The sequence below is a fragment of the Pseudoalteromonas sp. SG44-1 genome, assembly GCF_014164315.1.
In the GTDB taxonomy this organism is placed as follows: domain Bacteria; phylum Pseudomonadota; class Gammaproteobacteria; order Enterobacterales; family Alteromonadaceae; genus Pseudoalteromonas; species Pseudoalteromonas rhizosphaerae.
The window spans coordinates 1-13844 of sequence record NZ_JACJEW010000081.1 but is presented as its reverse complement, the minus strand read 5'-3'; the positions used below and the strand labels follow the sequence as shown (position 1 = coordinate 13844).

The window sequence follows — 13844 nt, the reverse complement described above, 5'->3', positions numbered from 1 at the left end:
TTCGATAATACTGCGCCACTGTTCAAGGCTACGTGTTTTTCTCATGGCTATCTCCTCATTGAAATTCGGAAATAGCTTAATCATTTTGACGAGTTACTGGCAGGTGCATTTTGCTAGACGCTTACTTAAATTTCGATCAGCTGTTAGTAGAAGGTCTCCAAGAAAAGTGGTTACGTAAAAAGGCTAAATCGCTAGGCTGTAAGCCTGATGCTCGGCTTAGGGCATTAAAATTATTGGAGACCATACTTGTCGCTATAGATTTTGAAGAAGACCATGCTAGGGAGATTATGTCTCCTTTTCACGTTGTCCATAATTTGCGCTCAATATTGAAAGGACATACGTCTGGAACAGAAGCGGAAAATGAGCGAAAAAATGCTTTGAAAGAGTATGGTAGTTTCAGAAAACACTTTGAGAAAATTTGCAGTGACTGCGATGAATCGCTTGAGATAATAGCTGAGGCACTTAAGGAAAAATGAGAAATTCCTTGGCTTCAAAAACTAACAAGGCCAGGCAGAGAGATGCCAAAACCGCCGCTCCGCTCTGGTTTTGTCACCCCTGCTGGCGGCGTTAGCATGCAAGGGGAATCGTGAAGCACATTTCATTTTTGGTTGCAGTACTTCTGGTGGGATGCTCCTCTTCTTGGAGTGATGGACCCTATGAAGTTTACTGGATAGACGGTGTTAAAAGTCTTGGCTTTAACGTTGGTGATGGAGCATATATTGGACGTATAGATGAGCCCATGAGTATCAATGCAAATGAAAAATTCATTTCAGTATATGCTTGCCCAGAACAGTCATGTGCTTACTACTACATAGATCGGGAAAAAGACCATAAATTTGCGGATGCTACCGAGTTTGTTTTTGGTCCATACACGAAAGAATCGTTCGTTAAGTTACAAAAGAAATTGATATTGCCAGAGCTAAATGAGTAGTAAAAATGCTAACAAGGCCAGGCACGGCGACGGCGTTTCCAAGAGGTAGCTAGCCAATGGAACTAAGAATAGATAGATTTGTATGGGTGCTAGCATGCAGTTTATGCACTGTTGCTACAGCCTTTCTATTTGTTCCAGATTTGGCCAATATCTATTTTTCATACGGACGTTACTTTGTTTATTTGGCTTTTTTTGTCGGCTTAGTGGCAATTTCTTTAACTTGGTATCGTTCATATAAGTTAAAAGGTTGGCGTAATCACGTAATGGCTTTAATCAAAACGGCTGTTCTTATAGGCATTTTTACTTCAACATTTATAATATTGATTGTTACACATAGTGGTATTTAAAATAAAAACATAACAAACAGCTTCACCGGACTCCGTAATACTTGCACCTTTCCTGCAAAAACACGCAGTAAAGTCGCCAACATATTACGCGCGGTGAGCTGGGCGTTATATGTCCAAGGAGGAACCGAGGTGAGTGATAACCTGTATTTCAAATCAGCGATGTTTAAATCTAATAAGTCTCTTGCTGAGTATGTGTTTTCTGAACTTAAAAAGTTGAATTTTAATCCAGAATCTCCTATCGACAGTGATTATATGTTTAGTATTGCTATGAACATCGACGGAGTGATGGTTGATGTGTACCTCGGTAAAAATGACGAGGAGTCGGAAACTCCTTTATGGCAGGTTTGGCCAGAACAACGCATCTCCTTTTTTAAGAAGTTTTTTGGTAAAGTCAATAAGTCACCTGAAGTGAAAGCAAGACAAGTTATCGAAAACATCGCAAAAAACATTGAGGGCGTTACTGATGTCGCATGGGACATATGACAAGTTAAACCATCGGAAAATCCCTCGCAGGCCAAACAACGGCCTATACGCTCGCGTTTTCCGCTGTTTAAGCGTTAGTTGCATATCATGAATCTAGAGCTGTTCAAATTAACAGAGGATGAGCGGTTATTATTGGTCGAAATGACTGATTTCGGAGTGCCTCTCTATGAGGTTCTTGATGAGTAAAAAAGGACAGGCACATTTTTTTGCAAAAATCATAGTATCAACTACTGTTATTACATACAGTATCTGGTGAAGTTGATATATTATGACTCGCGCAAGAAAAAAGCTTATTGATTTAGCATCGACATCTTAATCTCACGATGCGTGAGAATATGCAAGACGTGCATTCTTGTGTGGTGATGATAAATACACAGGTAAAAACTTTGATCATCGTAGGGAGTGGTTAGTAGAGCGAATTAAGTTATTAAGTAGTGTGTTCGCCATTGAAGTTGCTGCCTACGCGATTATGAGCAATCACTACCACCTTGTTGTGAACGTCAATAGGCGTCAAGCACTTGATTGGTCCGATGATGAAGTAATTAAACGCTGGTATCAGCTTTATAACGGCCACTTTTTAGTCGACCGCCACTTAAAAGGTGGGCAGTTAGATAAGCCAAGTTTGCTCTTTTTTAATGAGATCATCGCTAAATGGCGAGAAAGATTGTATGACATCAGCTGGTATATGAAAAACCTCAATGAGTACATTGCCCGCGAGGCCAATAAAGAAGATAACTGCACGGGTAAATATTATTCGCTGCCGTCCTTGGCGCTCACCCTTCGGGCTGCCTAACGGCCTTTAAATTTGTGGGAAGGACCTTTCCTTTCGATAAAGAGTAATCACAAGCGCTCTTTGATGAAGCTGCACTGCCAGCTGGTATGGCGTATATCGACTTAAACCTAATACGCGCCAAAATAGCTAACACCCCTAAGAATCAACCCACACCAGCGTACAAAAACGTATTGAAAGCGTAACAACAGATAAACAGCCTAAAAATTTATTACGTTTTGCGGGTATGAATGCTTTGGAAGGGGCTTTAAATAAATATCAATTTAGTGAATGCTTAGCCACTTTACTGAAAGTTGATTAACGTTAGTATTTTAAGATTTTATAAAAAGGGTAGGCAAGTTGGCTATCCTTTTTTTGTGGTAGAGGTGATAATAATTTTAGTCTTGCTAATTTATCATCAACCTCCATATCTATAAAACCGTAAGGTGGTTTTTTTATGCCAACACGCTACAAAAAAGGAGATAACAATCGTTCGAAAAAAAAACAAACCTAGTTATATCGAGCCTGATGAATGTATCCAAGTCAGAGGTGCACGGGTTCACAACTTAAAAAACATCAATGTTGATTTGCCCCGTAATGCCTTGGTGGTTTTTACTGGTATTTCTGGCTCAGGAAAGTCGTCATTGGCCTTTGGCACTTTGTTTGCTGAATCTCAGCGTCGTTACCTAGATTCTGTTTCGCCTTATGCCCGTCGCTTGATTGATCAAGTAGAGGAGCCAGATGTTGATTCAATCGAAGGGTTACCGCCAGCAGTAGCACTGCAACAGCAGCGAGGAACTCCATCGGTGCGTTCATCTGTTGGTAGTGTTACCACGATTTCTAATGGCTTGCGCATGCTTTATTCCCGTGCAGGGCAATATCCAACAGGTCAAAATATACTTTACGCTGACGGCTTCTCGCCAAATACCCCAGAGGGCGCTTGTGAGCGATGCCATGGCATAGGTCGTGTATTTGAAGTGACAGAGAAGTCGTTGGTACCAGATGACAGCAAGACTATTAGGGAACGCGCTATCGCGGCATGGCCGCCAGCATGGCAAGGGCAAAATTTATTGCGTATTTTGATTGCATTGGGCTATGAAGTTGATACTCCTTGGAAAAAATTGCCACAAAAAACGCGGGATTGGATCTTGTTTACCGATGAAACCCCTGAAGTGCCGGTTTATCGAGACTACAATATTAGCCAAATACGAGAAGCAATTGATAAAGGGGAAAAGCCCAATTACATGGGGACCTATACAAGCGCTAAGCGTTTTATTTTGCAGTCATTTGCTACTACGCAAAGCCCGCGCACCAAAAAGCGGGTGTCGCAGTTTATGCAGATTTCTCAATGCCCCGAATGTCAGGGAAAAAAACTCAAACAAGCGTCACTGTCGGTTAAATTTGCTGGACTTGATATTGGTGAATTGTCGCAATTGACGCTGACTGAGTTGGCGTTGCGGTTAAAGGATACAGCTAATAACAAACCCGCGGATAACAACGTTAATCGAGAAAAAGCCATCGTCGCACAGCGTATTGCCAGCGATATTCTTACTCGAGTTGAAGCGCTTACTCGACTTGGTTTGGGTTATTTATCACTTGAACGTAGCACGCCCACGTTATCTCCGGGCGAACTACAGCGCCTGCGCCTTGCAACACAGATCCGCTCTCAACTGTTTGGTGTCGTTTACGTATTAGACGAACCCTCAGCCGGTCTGCATCCCGCTGATACTCAAGCATTGCTAGGTGCCTTAGATGAATTAATCGCAGCGGGTAATTCAGTATTTGTGGTAGAGCACGATGTTAGCGTTATTCGCCATGCAGATTGGATTGTTGATGTAGGTCCCGATGCAGGAACCCATGGCGGAGAAATTATTTACAGTGGTCCGCTTGAGGGCTTGCGCGAGGTAACCGAGTCTCACACTGGTCGATTTGTGTTTAATAAAGATGACAGTGCAGCACATAGACCAAGACAGCCGAATACTTGGCTCAAATTAGTTCAGGTTAAGCGAAATAACTTGAAGAATATCGACATTGAGTTTCCGCTAGGGCTTATGACTAGCGTTACCGGTGTCTCGGGTTCGGGAAAATCGAGTTTAGTCAGTCAGGCGCTGGTGGAGCTTGTGTCTGATGCCCTTGGTCAGCAAAATACCGTCGAGGCACCCAATGATGAGACTGATTTACTTGAGGAAGAATTAGAAATCGCCACCAGCGGTAAAATTGTTGATGGCATACAGCACATCCGACGTTTAGTGACCGTGGATCAGAAAGCTATTGGCCGCACACCACGCTCAAACCTTGCCACTTACACCGGTTTGTTTGACCACGTACGTAAGCTATTCGCCGCCACACCCAAAGCAAAAGCGAGGCGCTACAACGCAGGGCGCTTTTCGTTTAATGTAGCAAAGGGGCGTTGTTCGAATTGTGAAGGCGTAGGATTTGTGAGTGTCGAATTGTTGTTTTTGCCTAGTGTTTATTCGCCTTGTCAGGTATGCCAAGGGCAGCGTTACAATGACGAAACGCTCGATATTACTTATCGAGATAAAAATATCGCTGAAGTGCTTAATTTAACCGTTGAAACTGCCCGTGAATTTTTTATGGATGAGCCTTTAATAGCGCGCGCTTTGGATGCCTTGTTGCAAGTGGGGCTCGGCTACTTAAGGCTTGGTCAGCCTGCTACCGAATTATCGGGCGGTGAAGCGCAACGGATAAAATTAGCTACTGAGTTGCAACGAGCGCAACGCGGTGACACTTTATATATTCTCGATGAACCCACTAATGGCCTTCATCCCGCAGATGTCGCTATGTTGATGTTGCAATTAAATGGTCTGGTAGACGCAGGTAACACCGTAATCATGGTTGAACACGATATGCAGGTCGCGAGCCATAGCGACTGGGTCATTGATATTGGTCCTGGTGCGGGCGATGAAGGTGGGAATATTGTTGCTCAAGGACCACCGGCCAATGTCGCTAAGTCAAAGGCCAGCCAAACAGCACCCTTTCTGTCGCCTTAGCATTAGCCTGACTTTAGGTTATCGACGTTTTTCTTTACTTAAGTTGGTGATTAATTGCGATGTTGCGCTGCCCCGTATACCACCATAGTAGGCATGGTGTTTTCGGGGGGCGCTGGACGCGACAGCAAAGTGGGTATTATCAGTCAAAATACCATGGTTGGGATTAAAACCTAACCAACCTGTACCAGGTAAAAAACCTCTGCCAAGCGTGCAGTTCATCGAAGGGGTTTCCATATCAAAATAGAAATAGCCGCTGGCAGAACACACGGCAATACCAAAATGGCGCAGCAGATTAATTTGCATCTAAGACAAGTCAGTACAAGATCCTTTGTTAATTTTAAAGGTTTCATTAGTGGGTAATGGTGGGCTATATTATTGATATTCAGCACTAAAATCTCGGTGTGTCTAGGTGATATAGAGCTTGAACGACTCACTAAAAATCAGTGATATCTACTCAAAAAAGCTTCTGTACTAGTACAAAAGCTTTTCTGATTAAGATAAATTGAATCGACCTAAGCTGAAAATTCGATAAAGGTTTATCAAGCAAGATTTAATCATTATAGGGTGAGTTGGTCACAGATTTCAAATGTGTGCTCAACAACATCATTTGAGTTAGCACGTAAATCTAATTGCCATTCTTCCTTATGATCATAATCTCCTTTTTCGGTGTTTTTTATCCAAGTAACAGGATAATCATCTGGTTCTACACGATATAAAAAAGGTGCAAGTATTGAAAAATCTTTGGTTTTGCCAATAGTGATTGTTTGATTGTCAGAAACGGACTGATCTAATTCTCCCCCTTCTAACGTGAAATCTAATGAGTTAAATTTAAGCTTAAGCTCAGTAGGGCCGCTATACCCTTCACAAGCTGTCAAACCAATACGGACATTTTGCTTAATAAGTGCTGTTTTTGTACCTAAATCAATAGTGAAGTGGTTGGTAGTTACCTGCTGCTCTCTCACAACGGTAGCAGATGTAAATGGAGAGCTAAAACCCATAATGCTAAATTTCTTCTCTACTCCTACGCCTATTACTGCTTGATAATAGCCATTATCATCCGTAGAGAAATATAAACTGTCTATTATTGCTTCACTTGAAAACAGATCGACATTAGCAAGGCCGCGCCCTAAAGCATCAACCAGACGACCGCTAACACTACCAAGCCAGCTAACATCATGCAGAGAAACAGCAATTAAAAGGTGTTTTACAACCGTATTACCCGCATCGTCCGTTACACTAACCGAAGCAGTATAAGTACCAAGGGTTAGTGGCGTAAATGAGGTTATCGCTTCAGTGGTATTCGCTAGAATTGAATTACTAAGTCTTGGTTTACTCAACAATAAGCAAGACAATAAGCAAGACACCCAGCCTAAAATTTGGTCATTGTATTTCTCTGTGTGCGTATGCAGTGATGAGTAATCACACGCACTTAGCACTTAAGTTGATGATAAAAAGCAAATAGACTTAATGACAAAGCTATAATTCTACGCTGGCATAAGCTGTGTAAAGCTACGTTATTGACGAAAAAGTATTTGCAATGGGTAAAATTGAGTAAAACAGAGCTCACTTTTTTGAATCAAACGGTTGAGCAATACCACGGGAGTTTAAGTAGCATTAGCTGGTTTATGCGCTTATTAATTTTAAGTTATTTGTATTTTTAAGTGTCTGTTTTTTCAAAATGCGCAATTAGGCGCTCGAGTAACTTTCTAATCGCTATAGATTGATGTTTGCGAGAACGGTATATGGCGTAAATACCTAAGGACGCTGGCTCATAGTTGGGGAGCACATGAACCAGCTTTTTATCATTGATCAACTGTTGTACGGCATGTTTAGGTTGTAAAGATATACCGCGTCCTTTGAGTGCTGATTGAAGTAAGAGCATTGATTCATTCGCACTGAAGTTGCCAGCGACTGAAGTAACAACCGCGAGTTCTTCTTTGCTGAAATGCCACAAACTTTTTCCAAAATTAGAATAAATTAAGCAATTATGTTTGGCCAAATCATCAGGGTAAACAGGGTAACCAAAACGATTTAGGTAATCTTCGGTGGCGCATAACACTGAGCGGCAACGACCGAGCGGGCGTGCAATGATATTGGGGTCTAAGTCATTGGTAATACGTATTGCTAGATCGATTCTATCTTCAACTAAATTAGTTACTTGGTTACTGATATGAATATCTATATGTACTTTGGGATACTCATCTAAAAACTGATCAATTACTGCTGGCAATAAATTAGCGGCGACAAATTGAGAGCAAGAAATACGGATCGACCCTTCAGGTTGTGCGACATGATCTTGCTCTAAAGGGATAGACACTTGTTTGGCTAAATCTAATAACGACAGACAATTTACAAAAGCTTTTTCACCTGCGGCGGTGAGCGTGAGTTTACGCGTAGAGCGATGTAATAACTGACTATTCGCCCAACTTTCCATTTCGCTTAAGTACCTAGTTACCATCGAGCGCGACATATCTAACGAATGCGCTGCGCTGACCATACTACCTTGCTCGACAATTCTAACAAAGACTTGAGCTGCGGTGATCCTGTCCATTTTATTTCCTATATGTTCGATATATGCAATTAACTATTGCCTGTTGTGATGTTTATTGCAACATATTTGCAATTTATACTTGTTTCATAAATTTAATACTGCTGACAGGAAAATAAAATGAAGACCTTGCATTTCATTATGGACCCGCAGTGTGGTTGGTGTTATGCCGTCGCACCGCTGATTGATGAACTCACTCAATTAACAACAATAGATATTAAGCTGTATGGCGGCGGCTTATTTTCAGGGGCTAATAAACGTCAGTTATCAGCTGATTTTCATCAGCAAATAATCGCCATGGATAACAGGATCACGAGTTTAACGGGGCAAGTATTTAGTCCAACTTATTATGAAACGCTATTAGATGATAAGCAGCGAATTTTAGATTCAGATACGCCGATCACGGCGCTACTAGCTGGTGGATCTTTAGGTCTTAATACTGTTGCCATGCTGCATAGAATGCAAGTTGATCAATTTGTACTTGGCCGTTCTCAGTCTGATATAGCTAATTTAGCTAACATAGCCACTCAACTTGGTGCTAGCTCTAGGGCTTTTTTAAATGCGTTTGACCTTTTTAGTGGCGAAAAAACGCAGCAGCAAATAATTAAAGCGCGGCAGATGTTGAATTTAGTTGGCGGTAGTGGGTTTCCAACACTTGCGTTTGAGCACGGCGATGGCGCATTTACTAAATTAGACCACTCGCGTTATTACGGTCAGCCACAGCAGTGGTTAGCTTATGTAAAACAATTAATTAATACGATTGATTAACCAATAATTTTACACGTTTAAAAACACCCAATTTACTCGCTAAATGAGCGACATTTTAGAGGCTACTATGACATTTTTATCTAAATTAATTCAGGCAAGCACGCTTGCTACAATGATGGCAGTATCTGCCAATGCAGTTAGTGCAACACTTGAAACCAGTGTGTTTAATCCACAACAAAAAAGCACGTTCCCAGTTAGTTCGGTGTTGATCAGCGGTCCAACCGAAGCGATTTTAGTTGATGCGCAATTTCAGCGCAATGATGCACAATCAGTGGTTGAGTTGATTAAAAAATCAGGTAAAAAATTAACCACTATTTACATTAGTCATGGTGATCCTGACTATTATTTTGGCTTAGACGTGATCACCGAGGCCTATCCTGATGCTAAGGTATTATCAACTGCTAAAACCCGAGATTATATTAAAGCGTCAATGGCGCCTAAAAAGGCTTATTGGGGGCCAATTCTTAAAGAAAACGCACCGCAAAAACTAGTTTTGCCAGAAGTATTGCAAGGCGACACCTTATTGGTTGATGGTGAAAAAGTGAATATTGTTGGTCTTGACGGTCATGATCCAAAACATACTTTTGTATGGATCCCTTCGACTAAAACTATGTTGGGTGGTGTTGTGGTATTTAACAACATGCATGTTTTTTTAGCAGATACGCAAACACCTGAATCACGTCAAAGTTGGTATAAAACCCTTGATGTTATTGAGCAGCTGCATCCTAAAACTGTGATCTCTGGTCATATGTTAGGTGATAAGCCATTGACTATTGAAGCGGTGCACTTTACTCGCAAATACATTCAAGACTTTGAAGCTGCAGCCAAGTCTTCAGCTAATTCAAGTGAATTGATGAGTAAAATGAAAGCAAGCTATCCAAATATTGGCGGCGATAGCGTATTGGCGTTAAGTGCCAAAGTTATTATGGGCGAGATGCCTTGGGGCTAATTACTACAGCTTAAATTTATTTATGGCTTTTCAAGCTGCTTGCAGTTTGAAAGGTCTGTTCAACTCTTTGTACAGGCTTCATTTCATGGGGGGAATTCAGCGAGTAATCACGATAGTAATGGCTTTGGCTATGCTTCAAGCATGCAGTACCACTGCCAAAATATCGTCATTAGAACATTACAATAGTTTTAATCTGGAGACTAAATCGATGACCAATCTTGATATTGTAAAAAGTACTTATGAAGGTAAGACCTCAGAAGAAAACGGTAAAAACCTCAAGCGTTATATAACAAACGAAACACAATGGACGGAAGCCGCTGGTTTTCCATATGCCGGAACCTACCAAGGCTTTGATGAAATTGAAAAAAATGTATTTGTACGGTTAGGCAGTGAATGGAATGGTTATAATTTTGCGGTAGAAGACTATGTTGCTGCTGGCGACAAGGTGTTTGCTTATGGTAGCTATAGCGGAACCAATAAAGCCACAGGCAAATTTTTTAAGGCCAGAGTCGCCCATTTATGGATACTCAAAGAGGGTAAGATCATCAGTTTTGAACAATTTGTTGATAGTAAAACCGTTAGCGATGTCATGTAAAAAAGTAGTTTTTTAATAACAACTACAAGTATGTTGTAGGTGCGCTTTTATTTCGTACTCTCGTGCATAAAAAAAAGCGTTGCCAATCGGCAACGCTTAAGTTCAACTCTGTAGCATCTAGCACCGATTATTTAGTCAAATAATCCAGCACCACTTGATGATGGTCTTTGGTTTTAAATTTATCGAAAAAGTGCTTTATTGTTCCGTCTTGGCCGATCAAGAAGCTTAAACGGTGCTGGTTTATACCCCTATAAAAGTGCACATTTGATTGAGGATAAAAGTCTGTAGCTATGTTTTCTGGGTGTGCAATTAAAATTCTGCACATAAAACAACCTCACTCTGGACCTCCCTGGTTTCACTAGGTAGTTTATATTGAGTCTTCCTTTAACCCCTTCAGATATTGAGACTCAGTGTTGTTAATCTCCCTAGGCATAATATACTGTTATAACTGATTTAAATTCCAGCATGGCTCACTAGGTTCATTGATAGAACTAACAATAAAATTATGATTTAGTTGATAGTTCTATCAGCTTATCTGTTAATTTTGGGTTCCAATTAGTTTGCAATCTGTACTGATATAATTCAGCACTTTCATTTAGAAACAACACTTTAGATATTTCAGTGAAGCTAATCTCAAAATAATTTCTAAATGGGGAATTATTGTCATAAGCAAATTGAAAAGTATGTTCTAAAAAAACATAGATTTCATAGCGCCCCAATGATTTATAAATATGTTTAGAAAGAATTATTTTTTCTCGAGTATCGTCGGGAAGCATATTCATTAAAGAGGCTATGTATTCTATATTTTCCATTACAGCTCTGAAAGGACTTAACTGTTCAGAAATGCTATTAGCATTCCTAAGTTCCTCTTCCCAATCTCCGAATCTCAATTGACAGTATTCAAAAAAGTTTACTGGACTGTTAGAAATGTGACTACTTACCAACTTCTCAATATGTTTATTACTTTTAAGTTGAAATAAAAGGCTAACCCTCAAATGTTTGTTCAAATCAGCTGGCCGTTTAGGTAATTTTTTATATTTTCTACCTTTTTCATTCCGTTTTACTTTGAGTGCAAATTCAACAATAAACTGGAAGATATTATCTTCCGCTCTAATCTTAGGGAGTTTTGGTACTGTTAAAGTTTTACTTAAACGATAAGAGCCATGTTCATCAGTCACAACACTTATAGCTAGACATTCTAAATAATCTTTTAAGTCGTGACTCGCACTTTTCTCATCAACTATCTTAATATTTAGGGGCTCATGATCTGTTACATAAAGCTTGTATATATTACACACCAAAGCGCAATGTGAATCTTTGCTCACATCTTCAATTGACTTGGTTATTTGAGGTAAGATCGCTAAATAAAGCGATTGATTATCTTGGTTTTTTTGGTGGTTTTCATTTTGCCTATTGAATACCTCATTTTGTTCCCTTATTTGCTTTAATTCACTTTTATTATCTTTCCAGGTCATAAACAGAAGTATAATTGTGACTGTTACTAGGACAGGAGACAATATGTTATTGAAATAGCTAGCTGTTTTCACCCACGTATCCAAATTGGATTCGTAGCTCCACCCAAAACGTAAGTAAAAATGCACTACAAAGCTAATCACAATCAAAAGAAAGGAAAAAATTACCCAATAGGTGAAGTTGCGTTGTTTTTTTTCTTTCACTTGTAGAGTCCTTCTATATTTTTAATTATCAAGCTTTACAGGTAGACAGGATACACATGGAATATTACTGCGCTTCTAACTAAAAAATAAGCCACAGCAAAAATGAAGCTTTATTGTATTGGGAGACACTTTTTGATTCACCCACAGAAAGCTAGAAGAAATTATTAGTGGTAAAAAAAACAATTGCATATCGATTTAAACGTCATTAGGTAATCGATTGTTATTTTTTTTAAGTTTTTGAATTAAAATGTTTTTTTCTACTTCGGGTAAGTCTTCTATGAGACAAATTAACTCAGCTGTTTTTTCTGATTCACATAAAAAATAAGGCAAAGGCACTCCTAATTCATCCGCTACTCTTTTAAGGGTTGGAATGTCAGGGGTGTGTCTACCTTTCTCATAGTGGTTCATACGACTACTCGCAGAACTTTGATCAAGCCCAATTCTAATGCCGAGTTCTTTTTGAGAGATCCCCTTAGAGACTCGTGCCTGTTTAATTCGGCCTGGGACTGGGTTAATCGTAATTTCCAAGAATTCATCTTAATTCACAATATCAATACTTAGATTCTCTAAGTTTATGCTAATGTTGTATACTTAGGAATACTAAGCTTGAGATTTTTAACTTTAATATCGGTCATCGTTGATTATGAAAAATTTAAATGAAGCCATGTACTTACTTTTAGTGGAAAAAAGAATTGATAATTTTTCTGTTACTGAACTAGTTGAAACCTATATTCGTTTGTATAGTTCTACGAAAAATGATTTTAAAGCAAGAGTTTTTATCCATCGACAGCTTTATCGACTTGTTAATGACGGATATTTACTAAAGCTTGGTAAGAAAAACACACAAAAGATTAGATATATCCATACAGAAAAATTTAAGCAACATTTTTATAATTTAGATAATCCGAAGACTGGAAATTACTTAATACCTGATGAGGAGTTTAAGGCTATGTTAAATGACAGACTTATAAAGTATAGATATAGCCTACTTATTAGCACATCTGAAATGGAAGAGTACCAAAGTTACATGAACGAATATCCTGCAATTATTGCTTTACTGAGGTCAAAGTTTGATTTGGCCAAAGAGGAAAAATATCGATGTTTAGGTCGTATAACAGCGGTACAGAATATTTTAGGGGAGTGTCTTGATACTAGGAAAGGGGATAGTGCGGTTGGGTACTAATTTTAGCTGCCACTTATTGCCCTGATTTGTAGTAGCTCATATCTGACCTAGCAGTTTTGACTGAATAGGTTTAGGCTTTATGACACACCTGTATGAGCTAGAATCGGACGATCGCACTAGCTCGTTTCTGGACAAAAGCCTTTTAGAGTTACTTCCCTAAGCTACTCGCTTAAAACAAATTGAGATAGGACAAAACTAAACTAATTGCTGTCAGTTCTATACAAAATGATCATAGGGAAATTGCACGCGTTGAAGAGCTTTAGTGGACGTACGTTCGGTTTGATTTGGGCTATAGCCTAGCATTCGCCCTCTTTCAGAGATCAAGTGCAGGTTTTTCCTTGCTCTAGAGCCAATAACATAGAGAAGCTTCTTAGCACTATCTTCTGATGAGTCATTAAAATTAGGAACTAACCCCTCAAGTAAACCGAAGGATATAACTGCGTCATATTCACCACCTTTAACGTAAGCGTCTAGCAAAATGCACCTGCCAGTAACTCGTCAAAATGATTAAGCTATTTCCGAATTTCAATGAGGAGATAGCCATGAGAAAAACACGTAGCCTTGAACAGTGGCGCAGTATTATC

General features: G+C 39.7%; 15 protein-coding genes and 2 pseudogenes. 11 read left to right on the top strand and 6 right to left on the bottom strand.

All coding sequences use genetic code 11. The features are described from left to right. Positions 1-110 precede the first annotated feature (110 nt). The 6 genes from H5187_RS21495 to uvrA all read left to right on the top strand — a co-directional run bounded on the left by H5187_RS21495 (position 111) and on the right by uvrA (position 5541). Positions 111-476, top strand: coding sequence for a hypothetical protein (locus H5187_RS21495; protein ID WP_182798333.1), 366 nt, complete (start codon positions 111-113; stop codon positions 474-476). 110 nt (positions 477-586) lie between these two features. Beyond that, complete coding sequence (locus tag H5187_RS21490; RefSeq protein WP_149983439.1) at positions 587-931, top strand: hypothetical protein; 345 nt, start codon at positions 587-589, stop codon at positions 929-931. Between the two features lie 56 nt (positions 932-987). Continuing rightward, positions 988-1278, top strand: coding sequence for a hypothetical protein (locus tag H5187_RS21485; RefSeq protein ID WP_182794953.1), 291 nt, complete (start codon positions 988-990; stop codon positions 1276-1278). Between the two features lie 129 nt (positions 1279-1407). Next, positions 1408-1761, top strand: a complete 354-nt coding sequence (locus tag H5187_RS21480) for a hypothetical protein (protein ID WP_149983455.1) — start codon at positions 1408-1410, stop codon at positions 1759-1761. A 352-nt stretch (positions 1762-2113) separates the two neighbouring features. After that, on the top strand, positions 2114-2554 hold the full coding sequence (locus H5187_RS21475; RefSeq protein WP_259400392.1) for a transposase: 441 nt from the start codon (positions 2114-2116) through the stop codon (positions 2552-2554). Between the two features lie 458 nt (positions 2555-3012). Further along, positions 3013-5541: an excinuclease ABC subunit UvrA gene (gene uvrA, locus H5187_RS21470; protein WP_182798334.1), complete on the top strand. Its 2529-nt coding sequence runs from the start codon at positions 3013-3015 to the stop codon at positions 5539-5541. Positions 5542-5559: 18 nt separating this feature from the next. Here uvrA and H5187_RS21465 read toward each other — a convergent pair whose 3' ends face one another. Together H5187_RS21465 and H5187_RS21460 are read right to left on the bottom strand one after the other, a co-directional pair. Further along, positions 5560-5844 carry a hypothetical protein gene (locus H5187_RS21465; RefSeq protein ID WP_182798332.1) on the bottom strand — a complete coding sequence of 95 codons (285 nt, stop codon included), beginning with the start codon at positions 5842-5844 and terminating at the stop codon, positions 5560-5562. Positions 5845-6098: 254 nt separating this feature from the next. Further along, the gene (locus tag H5187_RS21460; protein ID WP_182798331.1) at positions 6099-6893 is read right to left on the bottom strand and encodes a hypothetical protein; all 795 of its coding nucleotides are present in this window, start codon (positions 6891-6893) and stop codon (positions 6099-6101) included. A 32-nt stretch (positions 6894-6925) separates the two neighbouring features. Between H5187_RS21460 and H5187_RS24765 the strand changes: the two are divergent. Beyond that, positions 6926-7178, top strand: a pseudogene (locus H5187_RS24765) (hypothetical protein); the annotation flags it as partial. A 20-nt stretch (positions 7179-7198) separates the two neighbouring features. On the opposite strand, the gene H5187_RS21455 reads toward H5187_RS24765, so the two are convergent. Next, on the bottom strand, positions 7199-8092 hold the full coding sequence (locus H5187_RS21455; RefSeq protein ID WP_145241538.1) for a LysR family transcriptional regulator: 894 nt from the start codon (positions 8090-8092) through the stop codon (positions 7199-7201). Between the two features lie 117 nt (positions 8093-8209). On the opposite strand from H5187_RS21455, the gene H5187_RS21450 reads away from it, so the two are divergent. From H5187_RS21450 to H5187_RS21440, 3 genes are all read left to right on the top strand, one after another. After that, positions 8210-8857 (top strand): DsbA family protein, encoded by a 648-nt coding sequence (locus H5187_RS21450; protein WP_182717925.1) that lies wholly within the window; start codon positions 8210-8212, stop codon positions 8855-8857. A 67-nt stretch (positions 8858-8924) separates the two neighbouring features. Beyond that, positions 8925-9806 (top strand): MBL fold metallo-hydrolase, encoded by an 882-nt coding sequence (locus H5187_RS21445; protein ID WP_182717926.1) that lies wholly within the window; start codon positions 8925-8927, stop codon positions 9804-9806. Continuing rightward, the gene (locus H5187_RS21440) at positions 9769-10401 is read left to right on the top strand and encodes a nuclear transport factor 2 family protein (protein ID WP_310736243.1); all 633 of its coding nucleotides are present in this window, start codon (positions 9769-9771) and stop codon (positions 10399-10401) included. Before H5187_RS21445 ends, H5187_RS21440 begins: the two co-directional genes overlap by 38 nt. Before the next feature lie 127 nt (positions 10402-10528). Here H5187_RS21440 and H5187_RS21435 read toward each other — a convergent pair. The 3 genes and pseudogenes from H5187_RS21435 to H5187_RS21425 form a co-directional block, all read right to left on the bottom strand. After that, positions 10529-10654: pseudogene (locus H5187_RS21435) on the bottom strand (thioredoxin-dependent thiol peroxidase); the annotation flags it as partial. 250 nt (positions 10655-10904) lie between these two features. After that, positions 10905-12077 (bottom strand): hypothetical protein, encoded by a 1173-nt coding sequence (locus H5187_RS21430; protein ID WP_182798330.1) that lies wholly within the window; start codon positions 12075-12077, stop codon positions 10905-10907. 195 nt (positions 12078-12272) lie between these two features. After that, the gene (locus tag H5187_RS21425) at positions 12273-12599 is read right to left on the bottom strand and encodes a helix-turn-helix transcriptional regulator (RefSeq protein WP_310737476.1); all 327 of its coding nucleotides are present in this window, start codon (positions 12597-12599) and stop codon (positions 12273-12275) included. 121 nt (positions 12600-12720) lie between these two features. Between H5187_RS21425 and H5187_RS21420 the strand changes: the two genes are divergently transcribed. Continuing rightward, a complete protein-coding gene (locus H5187_RS21420) occupies positions 12721-13260 on the top strand; it encodes a hypothetical protein (protein ID WP_182798328.1) in 540 nt (179 codons plus the stop codon). The last annotated feature ends 584 nt before the right edge of the window (positions 13261-13844 follow it).